21 protein-coding genes are annotated in these 21,106 nt (G+C 69.6%); 12 read left to right on the top strand and 9 right to left on the bottom strand.

Annotated elements, in window-relative coordinates; all coding sequences use genetic code 11:
• The first annotated feature begins 49 nt into the window (after positions 1-49).
• The 5 genes from NDI79_RS00665 to NDI79_RS00685 are packed head-to-tail and all read left to right on the top strand — an operon-like array spanning position 50 to position 7,586.
• Complete coding sequence (locus NDI79_RS00665) at positions 50-1,222, top strand: alpha-1 4-glucan-protein synthase (RefSeq protein ID WP_310926521.1); 1,173 nt, start codon at positions 50-52, stop codon at positions 1,220-1,222.
• Entirely contained in the window at positions 1,215-2,393 is a 1,179-nt protein-coding gene (locus tag NDI79_RS00670) for an extracellular solute-binding protein (RefSeq protein ID WP_310926522.1), read from the top strand. The genes NDI79_RS00665 and NDI79_RS00670 overlap by 8 nt, the downstream gene beginning before the upstream one ends.
• 16 nt (positions 2,394-2,409) lie before the next feature.
• On the top strand, positions 2,410-4,056 hold the full coding sequence (locus tag NDI79_RS00675) for an ABC transporter permease (RefSeq protein ID WP_310926523.1): 1,647 nt from the start codon (positions 2,410-2,412) through the stop codon (positions 4,054-4,056).
• Positions 4,049-5,311, top strand: a complete 1,263-nt coding sequence (locus tag NDI79_RS00680) for an ABC transporter ATP-binding protein (protein ID WP_310926524.1) — start codon at positions 4,049-4,051, stop codon at positions 5,309-5,311. The genes NDI79_RS00675 and NDI79_RS00680 overlap by 8 nt, the downstream gene beginning before the upstream one ends.
• Before the next feature lies 1 nt (position 5,312).
• Positions 5,313-7,586, top strand: coding sequence for a DUF7846 domain-containing protein (locus NDI79_RS00685; protein ID WP_310926525.1), 2,274 nt, complete (start codon positions 5,313-5,315; stop codon positions 7,584-7,586).
• A 19-nt stretch (positions 7,587-7,605) separates the two neighbouring features.
• Here NDI79_RS00685 and NDI79_RS00690 read toward each other — a convergent pair whose 3' ends face one another.
• From NDI79_RS00690 to sp36, 3 genes are all read right to left on the bottom strand, one after another.
• Entirely contained in the window at positions 7,606-8,304 is a 699-nt protein-coding gene (locus NDI79_RS00690; RefSeq protein WP_310926526.1) for a dolichyl-phosphate hexose transferase, read from the bottom strand.
• Between the two features lie 66 nt (positions 8,305-8,370).
• Entirely contained in the window at positions 8,371-9,417 is a 1,047-nt protein-coding gene (locus tag NDI79_RS00695) for a DUF7972 family membrane protein (protein WP_310926527.1), read from the bottom strand.
• Positions 9,410-9,625 carry a Sp36 family protein gene (gene sp36, locus NDI79_RS00700; protein WP_310926528.1) on the bottom strand — a complete coding sequence of 72 codons (216 nt, stop codon included), beginning with the start codon at positions 9,623-9,625 and terminating at the stop codon, positions 9,410-9,412. Before sp36 ends, NDI79_RS00695 begins: the two co-directional genes overlap by 8 nt.
• A gap of 118 nt (positions 9,626-9,743) precedes the next feature.
• Here sp36 and NDI79_RS00705 point away from each other — a divergent pair, with 118 nt between their 5' ends.
• Positions 9,744-11,054: a DUF389 domain-containing protein gene (locus tag NDI79_RS00705; protein WP_310926529.1), complete on the top strand. Its 1,311-nt coding sequence runs from the start codon at positions 9,744-9,746 to the stop codon at positions 11,052-11,054.
• A gap of 59 nt (positions 11,055-11,113) precedes the next feature.
• Here the strand turns inward: NDI79_RS00705 and NDI79_RS00710 are convergent, their stop codons facing one another.
• Positions 11,114-11,818: an SOS response-associated peptidase gene (locus tag NDI79_RS00710; RefSeq protein ID WP_310926530.1), complete on the bottom strand. Its 705-nt coding sequence runs from the start codon at positions 11,816-11,818 to the stop codon at positions 11,114-11,116.
• Positions 11,819-11,949: 131 nt separating this feature from the next.
• On the opposite strand from NDI79_RS00710, the gene NDI79_RS00715 reads away from it, so the two are divergent.
• Positions 11,950-12,780 (top strand): ribonuclease H-like domain-containing protein, encoded by an 831-nt coding sequence (locus NDI79_RS00715; RefSeq protein ID WP_310926531.1) that lies wholly within the window; start codon positions 11,950-11,952, stop codon positions 12,778-12,780.
• 73 nt (positions 12,781-12,853) lie between these two features.
• Positions 12,854-13,195, top strand: a complete 342-nt coding sequence (locus NDI79_RS00720; RefSeq protein ID WP_310926532.1) for a DUF8002 family protein — start codon at positions 12,854-12,856, stop codon at positions 13,193-13,195.
• Positions 13,196-13,235: 40 nt separating this feature from the next.
• On the opposite strand, the gene NDI79_RS00725 is transcribed toward NDI79_RS00720, so the two are convergent.
• On the bottom strand, positions 13,236-13,436 hold the full coding sequence (locus NDI79_RS00725; protein WP_310923722.1) for a DUF5800 family protein: 201 nt from the start codon (positions 13,434-13,436) through the stop codon (positions 13,236-13,238).
• Between the two features lie 98 nt (positions 13,437-13,534).
• Between NDI79_RS00725 and NDI79_RS00730 the strand changes: the two genes are divergently transcribed.
• The 3 genes from NDI79_RS00730 to NDI79_RS00740 all read left to right on the top strand — a co-directional run bounded on the left by NDI79_RS00730 (position 13,535) and on the right by NDI79_RS00740 (position 16,606).
• On the top strand, positions 13,535-14,386 hold the full coding sequence (locus NDI79_RS00730; protein WP_310926533.1) for a polymer-forming cytoskeletal protein: 852 nt from the start codon (positions 13,535-13,537) through the stop codon (positions 14,384-14,386).
• A gap of 75 nt (positions 14,387-14,461) precedes the next feature.
• Positions 14,462-15,376 (top strand): DUF4349 domain-containing protein, encoded by a 915-nt coding sequence (locus NDI79_RS00735; RefSeq protein WP_310926534.1) that lies wholly within the window; start codon positions 14,462-14,464, stop codon positions 15,374-15,376.
• Positions 15,377-15,430: 54 nt separating this feature from the next.
• Positions 15,431-16,606, top strand: a complete 1,176-nt coding sequence (locus NDI79_RS00740; RefSeq protein WP_310926535.1) for a redox-regulated ATPase YchF — start codon at positions 15,431-15,433, stop codon at positions 16,604-16,606.
• A 209-nt stretch (positions 16,607-16,815) separates the two neighbouring features.
• On the opposite strand, the gene NDI79_RS00745 is transcribed toward NDI79_RS00740, so the two are convergent.
• Positions 16,816-17,112 carry a DUF7344 domain-containing protein gene (locus tag NDI79_RS00745; protein WP_310926536.1) on the bottom strand — a complete coding sequence of 99 codons (297 nt, stop codon included), beginning with the start codon at positions 17,110-17,112 and terminating at the stop codon, positions 16,816-16,818.
• A 158-nt stretch (positions 17,113-17,270) separates the two neighbouring features.
• Positions 17,271-18,392 (bottom strand): pyridoxal phosphate-dependent aminotransferase, encoded by a 1,122-nt coding sequence (locus tag NDI79_RS00750; RefSeq protein WP_310926537.1) that lies wholly within the window; start codon positions 18,390-18,392, stop codon positions 17,271-17,273.
• A gap of 243 nt (positions 18,393-18,635) precedes the next feature.
• Here NDI79_RS00750 and NDI79_RS00755 point away from each other — a divergent pair, with 243 nt between their 5' ends.
• The gene (locus NDI79_RS00755; RefSeq protein WP_310926538.1) at positions 18,636-19,559 is read left to right on the top strand and encodes a sulfite exporter TauE/SafE family protein; all 924 of its coding nucleotides are present in this window, start codon (positions 18,636-18,638) and stop codon (positions 19,557-19,559) included.
• Positions 19,560-19,565: 6 nt separating this feature from the next.
• Here NDI79_RS00755 and NDI79_RS00760 read toward each other — a convergent pair whose 3' ends face one another.
• Together NDI79_RS00760 and NDI79_RS00765 are read right to left on the bottom strand one after the other, a co-directional pair.
• Positions 19,566-19,718: a hypothetical protein gene (locus NDI79_RS00760; RefSeq protein ID WP_310926539.1), complete on the bottom strand. Its 153-nt coding sequence runs from the start codon at positions 19,716-19,718 to the stop codon at positions 19,566-19,568.
• 64 nt (positions 19,719-19,782) lie between these two features.
• A complete protein-coding gene (locus tag NDI79_RS00765) occupies positions 19,783-21,027 on the bottom strand; it encodes an inorganic phosphate transporter (protein ID WP_310926540.1) in 1,245 nt (414 codons plus the stop codon).
• Positions 21,028-21,106 lie beyond the last annotated feature (79 nt).

Here is a 21,106-nt window from a genome sequence, read left to right on the forward strand (position 1 = left end):
GAACCGGCCATCGGTACTTTTAGGTTGGCCTAATCCTGTCTTGCGCACAATGAGCGCGCCACAGGATATCTGCGTCGTCGTTCCGACGATTCGGGAGTACGAGTGCGTCCGCGAGTACGTCGCCAACGCTCGCGAGCACGATTTCGACACCGACCGACTGTTCTTCGTCCTCGTCACCGAGGACTTCTGCGAGGCCGACGCCATGCGCTCGATGCTGGCGGAGGAGGGCGTCGACGGCGCCGTCTTCGACGGAAGCGACCGCGAGGCGTGGTTCGAGTCGCGCGGCGTCGCGGAGTACGACCACCTCGTCCCCGCGGCGAGTCACGCGCAGACGTCGTTCGGACTGCTGTACCTCTGGGCGCACGACCGCTTCGAGTACGGCGTCTTCATCGACGACGACACCCTGCCGCACGACGAGGAGGACTTCTTCGGCACCCACATGTCGAACCTCGCCCACGAGGGCGAGATGGAGTCGGTCCGCTCGGACGAGTCGTGGGTCAACGTCCTCTACCAGAGCGACACCGACCTCTACCCGCGCGGCTACCCCTACGCCGCGATGGACGAGGACGTCGAGACCGGCGTCGAGGACGTCGACTCCGTCGTCGCCTCCCAGGGACTCTGGACGAACGTCCCCGACCTCGACGCCGTCCGCATCCTGATGGACGGCGACCTGCGGGGACAGGCCGAAACGCGGACGGAGGCGGCCGACTTCGACCGCGACTTCGTCGCGAGCGAGGGCCAGTACCTCACCGTCTGCTCGATGAACCTCGCGTTCCGCCGGGAGGTCGTCCCGGCGTTCTACCAACTGCCGATGGACGACAACGAGTGGTCGGTCGGCCGCTTCGACGACATCTGGTCGGGGCTGTTCCTCAAGCGCGCCGCGGACGTGCTCGGCAAGCGGGTGTACAACGGCGGTCCGCTCTGCGAGCACAACAAGGCCCCCCGCTCGACGTTCGACGACCTGGCGAACGAAGTCGCCGGCCTCGAACTGAACGAACACGTCTGGCGCGTCGTCGACGACGTCGGCGACGACGCCGACTCCTTCGAGGAGGCGTTCGCCGCGATGGCCGACGCCCTCGCGGAGGGGGACTTCTCCGAATGGAACAACGGCGCGTTCCTGAATCACTGCGGGGAGTACATGCGCGATTGGCTCGACTGCCTGGCGGCGCTGGAACCGCGTCCGGTCGACGCCGAGGAAGGGGCGGTGGTCGCCGATGACTGAGCGACGCTACAACCGTCGGCGCGTGCTCGCGGGACTCGGCGCCGCGGGCCTCTCGGGCCTCGCCGGGTGCGGCGGGTTCACCGGTAACGAGAGCGAGGGGACCGGCACCCGAACCGACGGCGCCGCGAACGGGACCGCCGGAGGGACGGAGGACTCCTTCGGCGAGTTCCGCGGCTCCGGTCCCCTCGCTGAGGGCCGCGGCGACGTCGGCGGGACGACCATCGCGGACCTGCCGGACCTCAGCGGCGAGTTGACCATCTACCTCGGCGGCGGCGAGGGGGGCCTCTACCGCGACCTCTTGGCCCGGTTCGAGTCGATGTACGACGACTTCAGTTACAACGCGCGCGAGTCCGGGACGTCCGACGCGGCGAACACGCTCATCAACGAGGGGTCGGCGTCGCCCGCCGACGTGTTCTGGTCGGTCGACGCCGGGGCGCTGGCGGCCGTCGCCAACCGCGGACTCACCGCGGAACTCCCCTCCGACGTCGTCGAACCGGTTCCCGAGGAGTTCCACCCCGAGAACCTGTGGGTCGGCGTCGCCGGCCGCGCCCGCGCCGTCCCGTACAACACCTCGGCGCTGTCCAACGAGGACGTCCCCGACAGCGTGATGCAGTTCCCCGAGTCCGAGGCGCTCGCGGGGGCGATGGGCTGGGCGCCGACGTACGGCGCGTTCCAGGCGTTCGTCACGGCGATGCGCCTCATCGAGGGTCGCGACGCCACGCGCCAGTGGCTGCAGGGAATGCTCGACGCCGGCGTCACCGAGTACAACAACGAGTTCCTCGTCTCCAACGCCGTCGCCGACGGCGAACTCAACGCCGGGTTCGCCAACCACTACTACGCCCTGCGGGTGCAGGCCGCGCGTCCGAACGCCCCCCTCGACCTGGCGTTCACCAGGGGCGACGCCGGCGCACTCATCAACGCCGCCGGCGTGGAGGTGCTCTCGGCCAGCGGAAATCAGGAACTCGCGTTCACGTTCGTCCGCCACCTGCTGTCGGCCGAGGCGCAGGAGTTCTTCGCCACGCGGACGTACGCCTACCCGATGGTCCCGGACGTCCCGCCCGTCGGGGGGCTCCCGACCATCGACGAACTGAACCCCCCGAGCATCGACCTCAGTCGGCTCTCGGAGATTCAGCCGACGCTGACGCTGATGCGGGACGTGGGAGTCCTCTGAATGGGGGCGCCCTGAGATGCCCTCGGGCGGGGGGTTCGGCCGCGTCCGCCGACTGTTCGACGACGGCGACGACGAACCCGGAACGGCCGTCGTCGTCCTCGCCGCCGCCGTCGCCGCCGCGGTGCTGTCGCCGCTGGTGTGGCTGCTCGTCGGCGCCTCGTCGCTCGACGTCGACGCCGCCGTCTCGCTTCTCACCTCCGGGACGGCGACGACGGTGCTCGTCAACAGCCTCGCCCTCACCGCCGTCGTCACCGCCGCCTCCGTCGCCGTCGGCGTCCCGCTCGCGGTGCTGACGGTGCAGACGGACCTCCCGTTCCGGCGGCTGTGGACGGTCCTCGCCGCCCTCCCGCTCGTCGTCCCGAGCTACATCGGCGCGTTCGCGTACGTCTCGGCGTTCGGCCCCAGCGGCGCGCTCGCGGACCTGCTCGCGCCGCTCGGTATCACGATTCCCACCGTCTACGGCCTCGGCGGGACGGCGCTCGTGCTGACGCTCTTTACGTACCCCTACGTCTTCCTCACCACGCGCGCCTCGCTGCTGTCGTTCGACGCGACGCAGTTGGAGGCCGCGCGGACGCTGAACCACACCTACCCCGAGGCGTTCCGCCGCGTCATCCTGCCGCAGATAGCGCCCGGGGTGACGGCGGGGGCGCTGCTGGTCGCGCTGTACACCATCTCGGACTTCGGGACGCCCGCCATCATGCGATACGACGTGTTCACGCGCGTCATCTACGTCGAACTGAACAGCTTCGGCGTCGGGCGGGCGAACGCGACGCTGCTGTCGATGCAACTGCTCGCCGTCACCGCCGTCATCCTCGCGCTCGAATCGCGCGTCGGCGGCGACGCCGCCGCCGGCTACGGGACGCCCTCCTCCGTCGAGACGGTGGTCTCGCTCGGCCGCCTGCGTTGGGTCGCCGCCGCGGCCGCCGCGGCCGTGAGCCTGTTCACGCTCGCGCTTCCGGTCGGCATCCTCGCGATGTGGCTCGTCCGCTCCGGTCCGGGGTACAGCGGCGGCGGCCTCGCGTTCGACGCCGCGTTCGCCGCCAACTCGGTGTACGCCGCCGCGCTGACCGCCGGGGTGACGGTGCTGTTCGCCCTGCCCGTCGCCTACTACGCGGGGCGGTCGGACTCCCCGTTCGCCGCGCTGGTCGAACGGGCGACGTACCTCGGCTACGCCATGCCGGGCGTCGTGTTGGGCCTCGCGCTCGTGTTCTTCTCCAGCCAGTGGCTCCGCGACGCCGTCGCGCCGGCGGCCGCGCAACTCGTCTATCAGTCGCTTCCCCTGCTCGTATTCGCCTACGTCGTCCGCTTCCTCCCGCAGGCCGTGGGGTCGACGCGCTCGTCGGTGCTCGGCGTGGACCGCGACCTCATCGGCGCGGCTCGGTTACTCGGGGCGTCGCCGCGCCGCGCGTTCCGCCGGGTGACGCTCCCGCTCATCTCGCCGGGGTTACTCGCGGGCGCGGCGCTCGTGTTCCTCACGACGATGAAGGAACTCGACACGACGCTCATCCTGCATCCGACAGGGTTTACAACCATTGTGACCTACATCTGGCGAGTTCAAGAGGCCGGCTACTACGGCCGGGCGGCGCTGCCGGCGCTGGTCTTGGTCGCCGTCTCCGGTCTCTCGATGATCCCGCTGCTCAGCGGAGGACGCGACGATGCGTGAGGATACAACCACCACCACGGACCGCGAGGAGACGCGGCGGAACCGAGCCGAGGGCGCCGACGCGAGGAGCGAGCGTTCCCGAAACGCGCCCGCGGCGGACCCGAACCCGGCCCCTGACGGCGGCGCGGCCGTCGGCGCTCGGGAGGACCCGGCCGTCGCTTCCGAGACGGTCGCGGCCGACGACGACCCCGAGACGGACGCCGTCCTCGAACTGACCGACGTCGTGAAGCGCTACGGCTCCGAGACGGCCGTCTCGGGGCTCGACCTGACCGTCGGGGAGGGCGAACTCGTCACGCTGCTCGGTCCCTCCGGATGCGGGAAGACGACGACGCTGCGCATGATCGCCGGTCTGGAGACGGCCTCGGAGGGAACCATCGCCGTCGGCGGCGACGTGGTCGACGGCGAGGGCGCTCCGACGCCCCCCGAGGACCGCGACGTCGGACTCGTGTTTCAGGAGTTCGCGCTGTTCCCCCACCTCAGCGTCGCGGAGAACGTCGCCTTCGGACTCGACGACCCCGATTCCGCGGAGGCTGAGCGCCGCGTCGCCGACCTGCTCGAATTAGTAGGATTAGGCGAGTACGGCGACCGCTCGCCCGCGGACCTCTCGGGCGGGCAGCGTCAGCGGGTCGCTCTCGCGCGCTCTCTGGCGCCCGAACCCGACGTGCTCCTCCTCGACGAACCGTTCTCGAACCTCGACGTGAGCCTCCGCGTGCGGATGCGCGAGGAGGTCAAGCGCATCCTCGACGAGGCGGGCGTCACCGCCGTCTCCGTCACGCACGACCAGGAGGAGGCGCTGTCCATCTCCGACCGCGTCGCCGTCGTCAACGACGGCCGGGTCGAACAGGTGGGGTCGCCCGGCGAGGTGTTCGAGCACCCCACCTCGCGGTTCGTCGCCTCCTTCCTCGGGCAGGCGAGTTTCCTCCCGGCGTCGGTGACGGGCGAGGCCGTCGAGACGGCCGTCGGGTCGTACGACCGCGACCTGCTGGCGGGCCTCGGCGACGGCTACGCCGGCAGCAGCGTCGACGTGTTGGTCCGCCCGGACGACCTGCGGGCGACGCCCGCGCCCGAGGCCGACGCCGACGGCGTCGTCGTCCGCCGGCAGTACACCGGCCCCTCGTTCGTCTACCACGTCCGCCTCCACGACGGCACCGTCGTCCGCTGTCTCCACAACCACACCGAGGAGTTCGAGGTCGGCGAACCGGTCGCGGTGACGCTCGTGGCCGACCACGCCCTCGCGTGGTACCCTCCCGAGTGAGATGTCCGGCGAATCGACCGACGCCGACGACCCGACGACGGACCACGCCGCCTCCTCCCGTCTCCGCTCCGCCTTCGCCCGACTCGGCCGTTTCGCCCGACTCGACCGGGGGCGAGTCGCCGCGCTCTGTCTCGCCCTCCTCGCCGCCGCCGTCGCCCTCCTCGTCGCGACCGAACTGTTCCCGTACCGCTCGCTGAACCACGACGAAGGGGTGTACCTCCAGCAGGCCGACCTGCTCCTGCACGGCCGACTGTTCCTCCGCCCGCCCGTCGAGGAGGCGTTCCGCCCGTGGTTCTTCGTCGAGAGCGACCGAGGGCTGTACTCGAAGTACGCCCCGGTGCCCGCGGCCGTCTTCGCCCTCGGGAAGGCGCTCGGCGGCTACCCGCTGGCGTTGGCGGGCGTCGCCGCCGGCCTCGTCGCTGGCGTCGTCGCCCTCGGCCGCGAACTGTTCGACGCCCGCGTCGGCGCCCTCGCGGGGGTCCTCCTCCTGCTCACGCCGCTGTTCGTCGTCCACTCCGGGGTCTACCTGCCGTACGCGCTGACGACGACGCTGAACGTCGCGTTCGCCGTCGGCTACCTCAGAGCCGAGCGACGGGGGAGCCTCCGCGACGCGGCGGCCGCCGGCCTCGCCGTCGGCGCCGCCTTCTTCTCCCGGCCGTACACCGCCGTGCTGTTCGCGCTTCCCTTCGTCGCCCACGCCGGCGTCACGCTCCTCGGGTCGCTTCGGGGGGGTCGTCTCGGCCGCTCGCTGGTCGCCCGCCGCCTCGTCACCGCGGCCGGCGGCACGGCGGGCGTGCTCGCCGCCCTCGGCTACAACGCCGTCGTCACGGGCGACCCGTTCGTGTTCCCGTATCTGGCGTTCGCCCCGTCCGACGGCCTCGGCTTCGGCAGCCGAGCCATCCTCGGACACGAGGTTGCATACACCCCCGAACTCGGCCTCCGCGCCAACGCGCTCGTCCTCGCGGACCTGTTCTCCGAGTGGGTCGTCGCCGGACGGGTCGGCACCGCTCTCGCCGCCGTCGGCGTCGCCCTCGCCCTCCTCCGCCGGTCGGTGGTCCACGGCGGCCGCGTCCGCCCCGGCCTCCTCGCGGCGACGTACCTCACCGTCGCCGCCGGCAACGTCGCCTTCTGGGGGAACTACAACGTCCTCGGCGCCCTCGAAGACGGTTCGGACGGCCTCGTCCACTACCTCGGTCCGTACTACCACTACGACCTCGTCGTCCCGACGGCGGTGTTCGCCGCCCTCGCCCTCGTCGCCGGCGCCGACCGGGTCCGGCGCTTCGTCGCCGTGCGCGCCGCGAGACGGGACGGGGGCGTTCTCGACGCGACCCGGGCGCGTTCGCTCGTGGCTCTCGTCCTCCTCGTCTGCGCCGCCGTCGGCGGCGCCGTCGCCGTCTCGGCCGTCGACGAGGTGGCGGCCCGCGACGCCGCCGTGACCGCGGAGTACCGCGCCGCCTACGCCCCCCTCGCGGACGAGGGGTCGCCGACGACCGTTCCGTCCCCGCTCCCGCCGTCGTCCGCCGACGCGTCGGGGGAAGGGGGAGACGCCGTAGTGTTCCTCCCGACGACGTACGGGCCGTGGCTGAACCATCCGTTCCAGACGCTCAGAAACGACGCCGACTACGACGACGGGAGGGTGTACGCGTTGGGCGACACCCGCGAACTCGCCGTCGCCGCGGCGTTTCCGGACCGCGACCTCCGCCGGTACGTGTACGCCGGGTCGTGGGTCCCCACGGACGACTCGACGGTCCGCGCGGCCGTCGTCCCCGTCTCCCGCGTCTCGGGGGAGCGAGCCGTCCTCGACGCGACGTTCGCCCTGCCGGAGAGCGCCGAGAGCGCGACGGTCAGGGTGCACGCCGACGACGGGTCGACGTACCTCGTCGCGACCGACGCCGAGGGGCCGATTTCGCTTTCGGCGGCGGCCGCTCCGGGTCGGCTGACCGTCTCCGGGACGGGGCTCGAACCCGCGTCCGGGGGCGGGAGGGACGAAAACGCGAGCGTCTCGCTTCCGCTGACCGACGACGACGAGGTGTTCGTCGAGGTGTTCGTCGAGACGGGTCCGGCCAGCGGGTTCAGCTACGAGGTGGTGTTCCCCGTCGAGCGGACCTCGCCGTCGTCGGTCCGCGCGCTCTCCCCCACTATCGAGCGGTGTCCGGTGCCGACGCGGTGCGTCCCGCGCGCCGTCGACGACCCCCCCGCGGGCGTCGGGGTGAACGCGACGCTCTCGGAAGTCTCGGACGGGCGGGACGCGCCGAACGAATCAGCGGACGGGTAGCGCCCGGCGCTCACCGACCCTATCGCCGTCGCCGGCGTCGCTCCTCGACGCAGACGCGGAGGATAGAAGCGGCTATCTCGCCGCCGCCGACGAACGGGTCGAGTTTCGTCTCCCCGAGTCGCTCGGCGTACTCGATGGGTTCCTGTCGAATCCGGTAGCCCCGCATCGCCGGCCGGACGAGCAGTTCGGCGGACAGCCCCGTGTTCTCCGTCCAGCGAATCGACTCGACGACGTCCTCGTGGTAGGCGCGCATCCCGGTCGTCACGTCGTACAGTCGCTCCCCCGAGAGGAGACTCGCCGCCGCCGCGAAGGCGCGGTTGCCGAGGCGGTTCAGCGCCGGCATCGCCTCGGCGCCGTGATACAGTCGGTCGCCGCTCACCACGTCGTACCCCCGGTTCACCAGTTCGAGGAAGTCGGGAACCCGGTCCATCGGGTACGTCCCGTCGCAGTCGGTGGTGATTCGGACCGGGTTCGACGCCTCGGCCAGCGCCCGTTCGACGGCCGCACCGTACCCCTTCGGGGGCTGTTTCACCACCGTCGCGCCGCGGTCGCGGGCGACGGCGGCGGTGCCGTCGTCGGAACTGTCGACGACGACCACTTCGGCCTCTCCGTCGGTCGCGGCGTCGACGTCCGCGAGCACCGACCCGATGGCCTCGACCTCGTTGTACGCTCCCATGACGACGCTCACGTCGTCGAGGCCGTACGCTCGTTCGCTCATACCCGCGACTCGGCGGCGAGCGTTTTAGGTGTGCCGAAAAAGTTCGTTCGCGGAGGCGACGAGGGGTTATCGCTGCGAGTCGCGGAGGATGAGCGGACCGATGGCGAGCGTCCGCTTTGCGACCGTGGCGATGCGGAGGATGTAGGAGGTGAAGAGCAGGAACGGAATCAGCGTCAGGGTGAACGCCCCGCTCACGACCCACGTGATGACCGGCACGTCGAGGAACTGCGTCGACCCGAACGTCTCGGCGCCGACGAACGTGAGCATCACGCCGGCGACGAGGAGGGCCGGCACCGCGACGTAGAGGATGTACTGCGAGAGGTTGACCAGCGCCCACTGGAAGTACAGCGTCTTGATGTGCTCGCGGGCGGGCCCGAACATCGAGAGGGAGGTTCGGAGGTCCTCGAACGCCCGCTTCTGGTCGTCTGTGAGCGAGTCGTCGAACTCGCCCGTGATGCGCTCGACCTGGTATATCTTCCACGAGTAGTTGAAGTTGAGCGCGGCGAACAGCACGTCGAACGTCCCGAAGGAGGCGCCGTCGAACTCGTCTTCGACCTCCTGGGCGTTGCCGTGGATGCTGTCGACGAACTCCGTCACCTGTTCGCGCAGTTCCTCGTCGTCGCTGTCGGCGACGAGTCGGTCGAGCACCTCGCTCCGTCGCTCCGTCTCGCGGACGAGCGCTTGGAGGAACGCCGAGGGGTCGGCCGGAACCGACTGTCCGAGCAGGTCCTTCGCGTACGTGCGGAAGTCCATCGCGTCGCTCATCCGCTCGCGCTGGTCGCCCAGCGGGCCGTTCTCCTGCGACAGCACGAGTTGGTTGATGGTGATGACGAGCGTCGTCCCCGTGACGAGCACGCTGATCATCGTCGAGAAGATGGTCTCTATCGTGTCCGAGGACGTTATCTCGGCGTCCAGCGACGGCGCGAGGAAGACGCTGAAGGCGATGAACCCGGCGAAGATGAACAGGGCGAACGCGCCGGTCACGACCAGCCGGTTCGTCTGGAGGAGAAGTCTGACCTTCAACCGACTCTCGTCCGCCCGCCCCCGCATCGTGTTCGCGGTGCCGATGTCGCTCCCTTCGTCGTCGCCACCGCCGCCGTCGCCCTCACTCATCGCCGTCCTCCGACTCGCTGTCGGCGGGGCGCTTCAGGACGATGTACTTCGTTCCACCCCCGACGTAGTCCAGCGTGTCCGCGAGTTCCCACCCGTCGGCCCCGAGTTCGTTCAGCTTCTCCGTCGGGTCGCTCGTCTCCTTCTTCGTCTCCTCGCGCGGCGGGCGGAGCGTCCGATACTCCCACGTCTGCGTCTCGTTCGATGACACAGGGGGGGTTCGTCGCCGCGCGATAAGCCCATTGGGGCCGCCGAGAGCCGCCCCGCCTAAAAGGCTGGTTTATGGAGGCAGAAGCCATAGCCCCGGTCTGCTCGACGCGTCTAGTTGAATGCGAGAACTCCATCTCTCTGTCTCTGCGGACAAGCGCGAGGACGTCGTCCCCGTCCTCGACGACAACGACATCGACTACGTGACGATACCGCGCGACGGCGACGAGACGTTCTTCATGGTCCCCCTCCCGACGGCGGCCGTCTCGACGGTGCTCGAGGGCCTCGAAGACGCGAACGTCGACGAGGAGTCCTACACGGTGGTGACGAAGGCCGAGACGGTGGAGATGTCCCAGTACGAGGGGCTCCGCGAGCGCTACTCCGCGACGGTCAGAAAGCTCTCGAAGGAGGAACTGCACGCGAAGGTCCGCGAGATGCAGTGGCCCTACCAGATTTACTACGTGGGGACGGTGCTGAGCGTCCTCGCGGCCGCCGCGGGACTGCTCCTCGACCAACCCGCGCTCATCATCGGCGCGATGATTATCGCCCCGCAGGCGAGTTCCGCGCTCGCCGCCCCGGCCGGCGCTCTCCTGAACGACTGGGAGATGTTCGTCGCCAGCGTCCGAGAGCAGTTTCTCAGTCTCGGTCTCGCCATCGCGGGCGCGACGGCGTTCGGCTTGTTTCTCCAGTGGGGGGGATTCGTCCCCGCGACGCTCGAACCGTCGCAGATAGAACTCGTCGGCGTCAGACTGGCGCCGACGTTCCTCTCGACGACGGGCGCGGTCATCGCGGGCATCGTCGGGGCGTTCGGCTACACGACCGAGCAGTCGACGGCCATCATCGGCGTGATGATAGCGGCCGCCCTGATTCCCTCCGCCGCGGCCGCCGGCCTCGGCATCGCGTGGGCGTCCCCGCTCCTCGCGACGGGGGCGTTCCTCCTGCTGTTGGTCAACATCCTCGCCATCAACCTCGGCGTGTTCGTCACCCTCCGGGCGATGGGCTACGTCCCGGACTGGCGCGAGGAGAGCGAGTCGTTCCGGAAGTCCATCTCCCCCGACAATCGGATGGCCGTCTACGGGACGCTCCTCGTCCTCCTCGTCTCCCTCGTCGCCACCGGCTACCTCACCGGCGCGAGCGTCGCCTTCGCCCGCTCGGTCAATCAAGAGGTGGAGGCGACGTTCGAGCAACCGGAGTACGCCAACCTCTCGCTGTCCGGCGTACAGGTCGGCTACGTCGGCACCTCGCTGGAGCGCGAACCCACGAGCATCACCGTCATGGTCGGTCGGACCTCGAATCGCGCCTATCCGGACCTCGCCGGGCGGTTGGAGCAGCAGATAGAACGCGCGACCGGGCGGAACGTCGCCGTCACCGTCGAATTCATCGAATCGCGGTCGTCGAACCGGACGCGGCCGCCGAACCCGGCGACGGCCTGAGGCGGGGCGGTTCGGATTCGACACGACACGGCCGACCCGACTCCCCCGACCGCGCTAACCTAACCGTCGACCGGTTCGACGATGTCGGCGTCGTCGTTCGCGGGGCTGTTCACCCGCGTCGAGACGGGGTACGCCCGCATCTCCGCGTCGGGGAACGTATCGAGCAGCGACGCCGCCTCCTCGCCGTCCCCGCGGAGCCACGTCTCCTCCTCCTCGGGCGCGAGGATGACGGACATCCGGTCGTGCAACTCCGAGACCAGGCCGTTCGGCTCGGCGGTGACGACGGTGAACGTCTCCAGCACCTCCGCCTCGGCGCCTTCGGCGCCGCCGCCGTCGGCGAAATCCCCGAGACCCGTCTGGGTCTGCTTCGGTTTCCAGCGCTCCCACAGACCCGCCATGGCGAACGGCCGGTCGTCCTCGAAGGCGACGCGGTAGGGCTGTTTCCCGCTCTCCGTGTTCACCCACTCGTAGAAGCCGTCGGCGGGGACGAGACAGCGCCGGCGCTCGAACGCCTCCCGGAAACTCGGCTTCTCGCGAACTGTCTCCGCGCGCGCGTTGATGAGTCCGTTCGACCGGTCGTCGGCCCACGGGGGGACCAACCCCCACTTCAGCGACCGGAACGCGTCGGGGTCCTCGTTCGTCACGACGGGGAGTCGCTGCCCCGGCGCGCAGTTGTACCGCGGGTCCGGGGGCGTCTCGAACGCGGCGCCGAACCGCTCTTCTAGCTCTTCCGCCGGGGTGAACAGGCTGTACCGGCCACACATACCCGTCGCTACGCGCGCGGCGGTGAAAACGGTGCGGTCGGGCGGTCGGCCGGCGGGACGGTCGCGGCGGCGGGCGGTTTCGACCGCGTCCACTCGAAGGCTTTAGGCGTCGCGGCGCCCCGACTGCAGGTATGCGCATCGAGAACAGCTTCATCCCGGTCCGCGGGGTGGGCGAACGGACCGAACGGGGGCTGTGGGAGGAGGGCGTCCTCACGTGGGAGGCGTTCGACCCGCGGTCGGCGCCCGTCGGCGAGAAGACGGGCGAGCGAATCGAGACGTTCGTCGCCGACTCGCTCGAACGCCTGGACGACGGCGACGCGCGCTACTTCGGCGAGGTGTTCCCCTCCGGGGAGCGCTGGCGCCTCTACGAGAACTTCCGGGAGGACACCTGCTTTTTCGACATCGAGACGACCGGACTCGACGCCGCCAGCAACGACGTGACCACCGTCTCCTTCCACCGCGACGGCGAGACGACGACGCTCGTCCGCGGCGAGGACCTCTCTTCTGAAACCCTCCGCGAGCAGTTCGACGAGGCCGCCCTCGTCGCCTCGTTCAACGGCAAGCGCTTCGACGTTCCCTTTCTAGAGGAGAACTTCGATATCTCCGTCGACGCGCCACATATCGACCTGATGTACCCCTGCCGTCGCCTCGACCTGACGGGCGGGCTGAAGGCCATCGAGAAGGAGGTGGGCATCGACCGCGACAGACCGGACCTCTCGGGCCGCGACGCGGTGCGACTGTGGCACCGGTACGAACGCGACGGCGACGAGGGCGCCCTCGACACCCTCGTCTCGTACAACCGCGACGACACCGCCAACCTGGCGAACCTGATGGACGTCGTCGCCGACTCGCTGCACGAGAACTCGCTCGGCCCGTTCGTCGGCGGCGCGGGAGACGGCCGCGGCGGCGACGCCGACGGCGGCGAGGGCGACGACGCGGCACGCTCCCCCGTCGAGCGGTGAGCGGACGGGCGGCGCCGAGCGAAGACGAGAGGAGACGAGAGTACTTTTGTACCCCGGGCGATAGGCGGCGCACATGACCGACGACGCGGATTCCGAGGAGACCGTCGACCCGGAGGGGGAGACGAGCGACGCCGACGGGAGCGAGGGCGAACCCGCGGAGCGGTCGGCCTCCGCGGAGGCCGACGGCGGCGACGCGACCGACGGCGAGGACGGACGAGAGACGGAGCTATCGGACGGACGAGACGACACCGTTCCGAACGTCGAACTCGGCCTCTATCAGCTCTCGGTCCGCGTCAGCGGCCGCTCCGACGACGACCTCCAGACCGTCGAGGACTCGGCGAAGCGTCTCATGGACTACCTCATCGACCGCGCCGGGGAACTCGAAGAGCGACCCGACGACCGGGGTCTGAGTTAGACGGCGCCGTCTCCGGAGCGGTCGGCCCGCTTCGGCGGAGTCAGGTGTTCAGGATGTCTCGGATGCGGCGCGGTTCGCCGCTGAGCGCGGGGTTCTTCTCGACTATCTGCAGTACTTCGTGGTCGGTGACGTCGGGGTAGGACTTCTCGGTGGCGTCCTCGATGAGCGCCTTTTCGAGGCGGAACTCCGTCCCCTCGTACTCGACGTCCACGCCTTTGTCGTCGAACGACAAAACCGTCATAGCGCAGGATAGTCCGGGGACCTACAAAAGCCCGTCCCCCCGGCGTCGGCTCTCCGTCTTGCGGGGCGCTTATAACGGAGGCCGCGCCACAAGGGAGTGTGTCACTCGGCTCGGACCCGCTCGACGCCCTCGAGATACCCGACGGCACCACCGTCGAAGAGCGCGCCGTCGTGACCGACGGCGACGTCATCGTCGGCGGGCAGAGCACCGTCGAGTTCGGGGTCCGCGGCCGGAACGTGTTCGCCGGCGAACGGGTGCGGTTCGGCGGCGACATCGAGGCGGAGGGCGACTGCCGCCTCGACGTCTGGTGCGACGTGGCCGGCAACGTCCTCGTCGGGCAGGACGCCTACCTCGGCGAACGCGTCCACGTCGGCGGCCGCCTCATGGTCTCCGGCGACTTGGACATCGGCGACGACGTGGACATCGAGGAGGGGTTCGAGGCCAGCGGCTGGATTGTCATCCGGAACCCGGTGCCGACGCTCGTCTTCTACTTCATCGTCCTCTCGCAACTCCTCCGACTCGGGGAGAACGAGACGGCCGACGAACTCGCCGACTCGCTCTCGGGGGACAGCGACGTCGACCCCTTGGTCATCCCGCGCGGTTCCACCGTCTCCGACGACGCGTGGCGGGCGTCGACGCCGGCCGTCGTCGGCGACGACTGCCGTCTGCACGGCAACATCCGCGCGGAGTCCATCGTCGTCGGCGAGGACGACAACATCTTCGGCAGTCTCCGCGCCCGCGGCGACGTCTCCGTCGGGTCGGGCACCCGCGTCCACGGCGACGTGACGACGCGGGACGGCACCGTCACCATCGCGTCGGGGGCGCGCGTCCTCGGCGACGTCTCCTGCGCGGAACTGGAACTCCACGAGGACGCCGCCGTCGACGGGACGATGCGCGCGAAGGGCGACATGCGAATCGTCCGGGCCGACGTCTCCCGCGACGCGGAGTAGGATTCGACCCAGACTGAAACGCCCGCTTGAGTCTACGGCACCTCTTTTTGATAGGTCGCCGTACGTCCCTCCGTAATGTCACAGAGACGAACGCTCGTCGCCGTCGCTCTCGTCGCTCTCGTCGCCCTCGCCGGGTGCAACGGGGCGGCCAACTCCGGCGAAGGGGGAGATATGAGCACTCAGATGGCCGACGGCGGGGCCGCGACGGCGGCCGAAGCCGCGTCGGGCGGGTCGGGGAGCGGTTCCGGCGGGTCGAACGCCGACGGGGCCGCGCAGGCGCAGGCGAACGTCCAGAGCCGTCAACTCATCAGAACCGGCACCGTCGCGGTCGAAGTCGACTCCTTCGACGCCTCGAAAGCGAACCTCACCGGCGCCGTGCAGGGGTACGGCGGGTACGTCTCCGACACCTCGCAGGAGCGACATAGCGTCGGCAACGAGACGTACACGACGGGCCGACTCGTCCTGCGCGTCCCCGCCGAGGAGTTCGACGCGTTGGTCGAGGACGCGAAGGCCGAGGGCGACGTGCAGGTCGTGCAGACGAACACCGAGGACGTGACCGACCGACTGGTCGACCTCGAAGCGAGACTGGAGAACCTCCGCGCGCAACGCGACCAACTCCGCGACCTGTACGCGCAGGCGAACACGACCGAGGACGTACTGGCCGTCCAGCGCGAACTCTCCGACGTGCAGGGGGAGATAGAGCGGTTGGAGGCGCAAAAACAGAGTCTGGAGGACCGCGTCGCCTACTCCACCCTGACCGTTCGACTGAACGAACCGCGGCCGACGCCGAACCGCATCGCGCCGGACCGCTGGTACGACACGCCCGTCGTCTCGGCGTTCCTCCAGTCCGTCGACGGCGTCGCCGTCGTCGCTCGCGCCCTCGTCGTCGGCGCCGCCTACGCCCTGCCGTACGTCCTCGCGTTCGTCCTGCCCGTCGCCCTCCTCGGCGGACTGGTCTGGCGCTTCCGCCACCGCCTCCCGCGCGTCTGAGCGGTCGACCGCGGGGACCGAAAGGATGTTCCGACCGTCCCTCCATCACCAACCATGCTCTCTGTCGCTCTCGCGGGCAAGCCCAACGCGGGTAAGTCCACCTTCTACAAGGCTGCGACGATGGCGGACGTCGACGTGGGGAACTACCCGTTCACGACCATCGACCCCAATCGAGGGGTCAGTTACGCCCGGACGCGGTGTCCCTGCCTCGACCGGGAGGAACGCTGCGGCAACTGCGAGGACGGCGTGCGCTACGTCGGCGTCGAACTCCTCGACGTGGCCGGCCTCGTCCCCGGCGCGCACGAGGGTCGGGGGTTGGGCAACCAGTTCCTCGACGCCCTCACGAACGCCGACGTCATCCTCGCCGTCGTCGACGCCTCCGGCGGCACGAACGAGGAGGGCGAACCCGTCGAAGTCGGGACGTACGACCCCGTCGAGGAGGCGGACTTCGTCGAGGAGGAGTTAGAGCAGTGGCTCGCCGGCATCATCGAGAAGAACTGGGAGTCGGTCGTCCGCAAGTCCCGGTCGCCCGACTTCGACATCGACGAGGCGCTCTCGGAGATGCTGACGGGGTTCGGCGCGACGGAGTACGACGTGGCGGCCTCGCTGCGCGCCCTGGAGTACCCCGCGGACCCCAAGCAGTGGACCGACGAGCACCGCGAGGCTCTCGCGCGTGACGTGCGCGCGCGGACGAAACCAATCGTCCTCGTCGCCAACAAGGCCGACGTCGCGCCGCCGGAGAACCTCGAACGCCTGCGCGAGACGGACAAACCGGTCGTCGCGGCCACCGCCGACGGCGAACTCGCCCTGCGGAAGGCCGCCGAAGGGGGCGTCGTCGACTACCTCCCCGGCGACGACGACTTCGACATCGTCGGCGACGTGAGCGACGCGCAGGCCACGGGGTTGGAGAAGATACGCGAGGTGGTGGAGGCCAACGGCGGGACGGGGATCCAAGAAGCCATCAACACCGCCGTCTACGACGTGCTCGACACGGTGACGGCGTATCCGGTGCAGAACGAGACGAAGTGGACCGACGGCACCGGCGAGATGCTCCCCGACGCGTTCCTCCTCGAACGCGGGTCGACGCCGAAGGACCTCGCGTACGCCGTCCACTCGGACATCGGCGACGGCTACCTCCACGCGGTGGACGCGCGGTCGGCCCGCCGCATCTCCGAGGACTACGAACTGGACGAGGGCGACGTGATAAAGATAGTCAGCACCGCGAACTGAGGGGCCGCGGGGGGCGACCGACTCGCGCGGCGGTCGCTCGCGGATGCGCGGCGTCGGAGAAACGGGAGTCGGTGCGAACGCGTCGCTCGCGGGGGTAATCTTCTCGAAAACCGGGGATGTGAGGACCTACGTGTCCATGGCAGAGTCCTGCGTACGTCCCGGCCAACTACCACTCCGCACCGACGGGGTATAAGTCTACCTCGACGCGCTCAGTCCGAGAGCGCCGTCGACGTCGGGGCGGGCCGCGCGCGGCGGTCGACCGTGCCGGCCTCGTGGTCGAAGTCGACGAATCCGGCCTCGTCGAGTTTCGGCAGGTCGACGTGGTGGAGTCTGACTAGGGCGGCGTCGCGGTCCGCGTCGGTCACCTCGTCGGGGGCCGTACTCTCGCGCTCGGCGACGACGTCGGCGGCGAGCGATTCGATGTCGACCGCGCCGCGGCGGTCGTCGAGACAGGACAGCACGGTTCGGCGGTCGCGGTCGGCGAAGGTGGCGATTGTGTCGTTCATCGTTCGTAGTGTAACTCGGAGGGACTTTCGATCCCTTCGACTGTACTCTCGTAGAGACGAGACCGGGGTATCACTCCCGGCCCTACATGATTAGGATTCGAGTGCGATTCCGTGATAGTCCGCTCGGAAACCCGCCGTCGCCGTCCGGTCGGCCGTCCTCAGACGACGGCGTCGTAGGCGTCACCCATGATGTCGAGGGCCTCGCGGAGCGACTCCTCGTCGGTCGCATAGGAGAGGCGGGCGTACCCCTCGCCGTGCGCGCCGAACGCCTCGCCGGGGACGACGATGACGCCGCGTTCGAGGCACTCGTCGACGAACCCCTCGGGCACCTCGGGCATCGCGTAGAACGCGCCCGTCGGCGTCGGAACCGTGAGACCGATGTCTTCGAGGCCCTCGACGACGATGTCGCGCCGGCGGCGGAACGACTCGGTCATCTCACCGACCTGCTCCTGCGGGCCGGTCAGCGCCGCCTCGGCGGCGAACTGCGCGGGCGCGGACGCGCACGCCTGCGCGTACTGGTGGACGCGGAGCATCCGTTCGATTCGCCGCGAGGAGGCGTGCACCCACCCGAGGCGCCACCCCGTCATCGAGTACAGTTTCGAGGCGGAGTTGACGACGACGACGTTGTCCGTCTCCGCGAACTCGGCCGGCGAGCGGAACTCGCCGTCGAAGACGGTGTACTCGTACACCTCGTCGGAGATGCAGAGCACGTCGTGTTCGTCGGCGATGCGGGCGAACTCCTCGATATCTTCCGGCGGCGACACCGCGCCCGTCGGGTTGCCCGGACTGTTGACGACGAACGCCGCGGTGTCGTCGGTGATGGCCTCCTCGACGGCCGCCGGGTCGAGCGTCAGGTCGTCGCGGAGGGGGACGGGAACGGGCGTCCCGTCGGCGAGTTTCGTGAGGGCGTCGTAGGAGACGAACCCCGGGTCCGGGATGATGACCTCGTCGCCGGCGTCGACGTGGGCCTCCATCGCGATGTGCAGGGCCTCGGACCCGCCCGCCGTGGCGATGATATCGTCGGGGTGCAGGTCGATACCTTGGTCGCGTTCGTGCTTCGCCGCGATGGCCTCCCGGAGCGACGAGAGCCCCTTGTTCTCGGTGTAGGCGTCCGCGCGGCCGTCCCGGATGGCCTCGACGGCGGCCCGGCGGGCGTGGTCGGGAGCGGAGAAGTCGGGTTGTCCGAGACCGAGGTTTATCGCCCCCTCCCCGGCGGCCTCGAACACCTCTCTGATTCCGCTTATCGACACCGCTTCGACTCGTGCTGAGAAGTCCGACATACGCTATCCGGCGTCCGCCGCCGGGATAGTTCTTCCCTCACACGGTCGCGCTCGCGGTGTACGAGCAACATTTTCTGGTACGTGTGACGCCGAAAGCGAGTCGGCTCCGCCGCGCTCGGTTCCGAAACGGCCGCGAGCGGTCGGAAACGAGCCGCCGCCGGCGACGCGGCTTCGGCACAACCGTCGCCGCCGCCGCGCACCGAAAGGCCGTCCGTCCCGTACCCGCGCTCGGAGAGTCAACACGTGGCCACAGACGACGCGCGCGTCGACCCCGCACAGTTCCTCGAACACCTCCGTGCGTTCCGGTACCGCGAGGTGACGATGACCGCGGCGGCGCTCGCGGTCCTCGTCGGCGCCGTCGCCTTCTTCCCCGGCGCGGAGAACGTCACCGCCGGGATTCGGGCCGACGTGGGGGCGACGACGCTCGCCGTCTTCGTCGCCGTGGCGGTGCTGGCGGGGGCGATAAAGGGGATGCTGGGCTTCGGCTACGCCCTCGTCGCCACGCCCGTCTTCGCCACCGTCATCGACCCGACGCTGGCCGTCGTCGTCCTCGCCATCCCGCCGTGGATGATCAACATGTTCCAGATCGGCGAGACGGACACCGGACTCGACTTCGTCCGCGAGGAGTGGCTCCTGATGCTCCTGGCCGGCGTCGGCGCCGTCCTCGGCGTCGTCTTCCTCGCGGAGTTCAGCACCGGTCCCATCGTCCCCTTCCTCATCGGCCTCGTCATCCTCGGATACGTGCTCTTTCAGGTGCTTCAGGGGTTCGTCACCGTCGAGGAGGCCCACCACCCCGTCGCGCTCTCGACCGCGGGCTTTCTCGAAGGCTTCCTCCTGGCCGTCTCGAACCTCGGACCGCTCCTGCCCGCCTACTTCCACACGTTCGAGCGAGACGCCGAGCGCTACATCGGCGGCCTGTCGATGGTGCTCGGACTCATCTTCACCGTCCGCATCGTCCAGATGGCGCTCTTTACTGATCTGATGACGACCTACCGACTCTGGTTGGGGTGCGCCATCGCCGTCGTGACGCTCGTCGGCCTCCTCGCGGGGACGTACCTCCGGCGCGTCGAGGTGAACGAGACGTGGTTCAACCGGTTCGTCGTCGGCCTGCTGTTCGTCATCTCGCTCAACATCTTCCGGAAGACGGTGCCGGCGCTGTTCTTCTAACCTTCCTCAGCCCTCGTACTCCTCGCGCAGGTCCTCGATGTGACTCATCACCAGCGAGAGCGTCGCGTCCGCGTCCGCGTAGCCCTGTTCGTACTCGCCGTACGCCGTGTCCACGTCGCCGAGGAACGTCTCCACCGCGGCTTCGAGTTCGTCGCTCATACCCGACGGTCCGTCCGCGAGGTAAAAAACGCCCCGTCCGAGCGTCGGGCCGACGGCGGCGCGCTCACAGCAGCATCTCGAAGACGGGGTACGAGGACACGACCGCCAGCGCGGGCGTCAGCACCCACATCGTCGCGATGCGTTTGGCCGCCCCCGAGTCGAACAGGCTCCGCTCGTCGAGGTCCGCCGGCCCCTCCTCCCCGACGTGGGGGACCGAGGGCATCTCGTCGGGTCTCTCCGGCGGTTCCTCGTGGCGCGCGACGTCGCCGATGGTCGGTCCCGTCGGAACCTCCTCGGCGCGCGAGGTGAGGAGGGCACCCGTCGAGACGTCCACCTCGGGTCGTTCGGGTTTCGGCGTCGCCAACTCCGCCAGCGTCGCCGCCCGACTCGCCCGCCCCCACCCGAGACCGATTATCGTAGAGGTCGTGCTCACGGCGAGACTCGCGGGGATGCCGAGGTACGACAGTACGGTGATGACCGTACCGCCGACGACGGAGACGATGAGCGACGCCAGAATCGGGAGCTCAATGATGTCGTCTCCGACGGTTTCGAGCGTCCGGTGCGCGATGGTGAAACTCCCCAGCCCGAAGGCGAACACGGCGAGCAGGACCCCTTGGTCGACGGTGAGTGACCCGCCCGCGCCCACGAGCGGTGCCACGGCGTTCGCCGCGTTCGACGCGCCCGCCGAGAACGCCATGTAGCAGGCGATGGCGACCACCGAGAGGGACCCGACGACGTCCCTCGCCGACGCTCGCGGGTTCAGATGCGGGCGCGGAACCGTCCCCGAACGGTCGAACTGGACGAGGTGGAGGTCGAACTTCGTGAACGCGACGTAGCGGTCGACGTAAGGGTAGACGTACCGCCCGACGACGAGTCCGACGGCGAAACTCGACAGCGGCGCCACGATCCACGCCGAGACGATGACGAACATCAGCGCCTGATTGAGCGTGTCCGACGCCAGGCCCAACCCGACGATGGCGCCGACGGCCGTCATCGACGTCGAGGCCGGAACGCCGTAGAGGTTCGAGACGAGCAGCGAGGCGCCCGTGAAGAACAGGACGACCACGCTCGCGACCGGCGTGAACTGCGTCGCCGGAACGATGCTGCTGCTCATGGTCGCGATGACGTTCCGTCCGACCGTCCACGCCCCGAGCAGCGCGAATCCCACGAACAGGGTCGCCGCGGTCACCTTCCGAACGAGGCGCGACCCGACCGCCGGACCGAACGCGACGCCGGTCGAGGACCCGCCGATGTTGAATCCGACGAACACCGCGACGAGGATGCCGGCGACCGTGAGCGGCGAAACCATGTCGTACGTCACCCGATATCTCTCGACCCCAGTTATAATCCGGGGAACGGGACCGACCCCGAGTCCGGACCGCGCCGTC

Origin of the sequence: Halogeometricum sp. S3BR5-2, assembly GCF_031624635.1 — an archaeon.
Classification (GTDB): Archaea; Halobacteriota; Halobacteria; order Halobacteriales; family Haloferacaceae; genus Halogeometricum; species Halogeometricum luteum.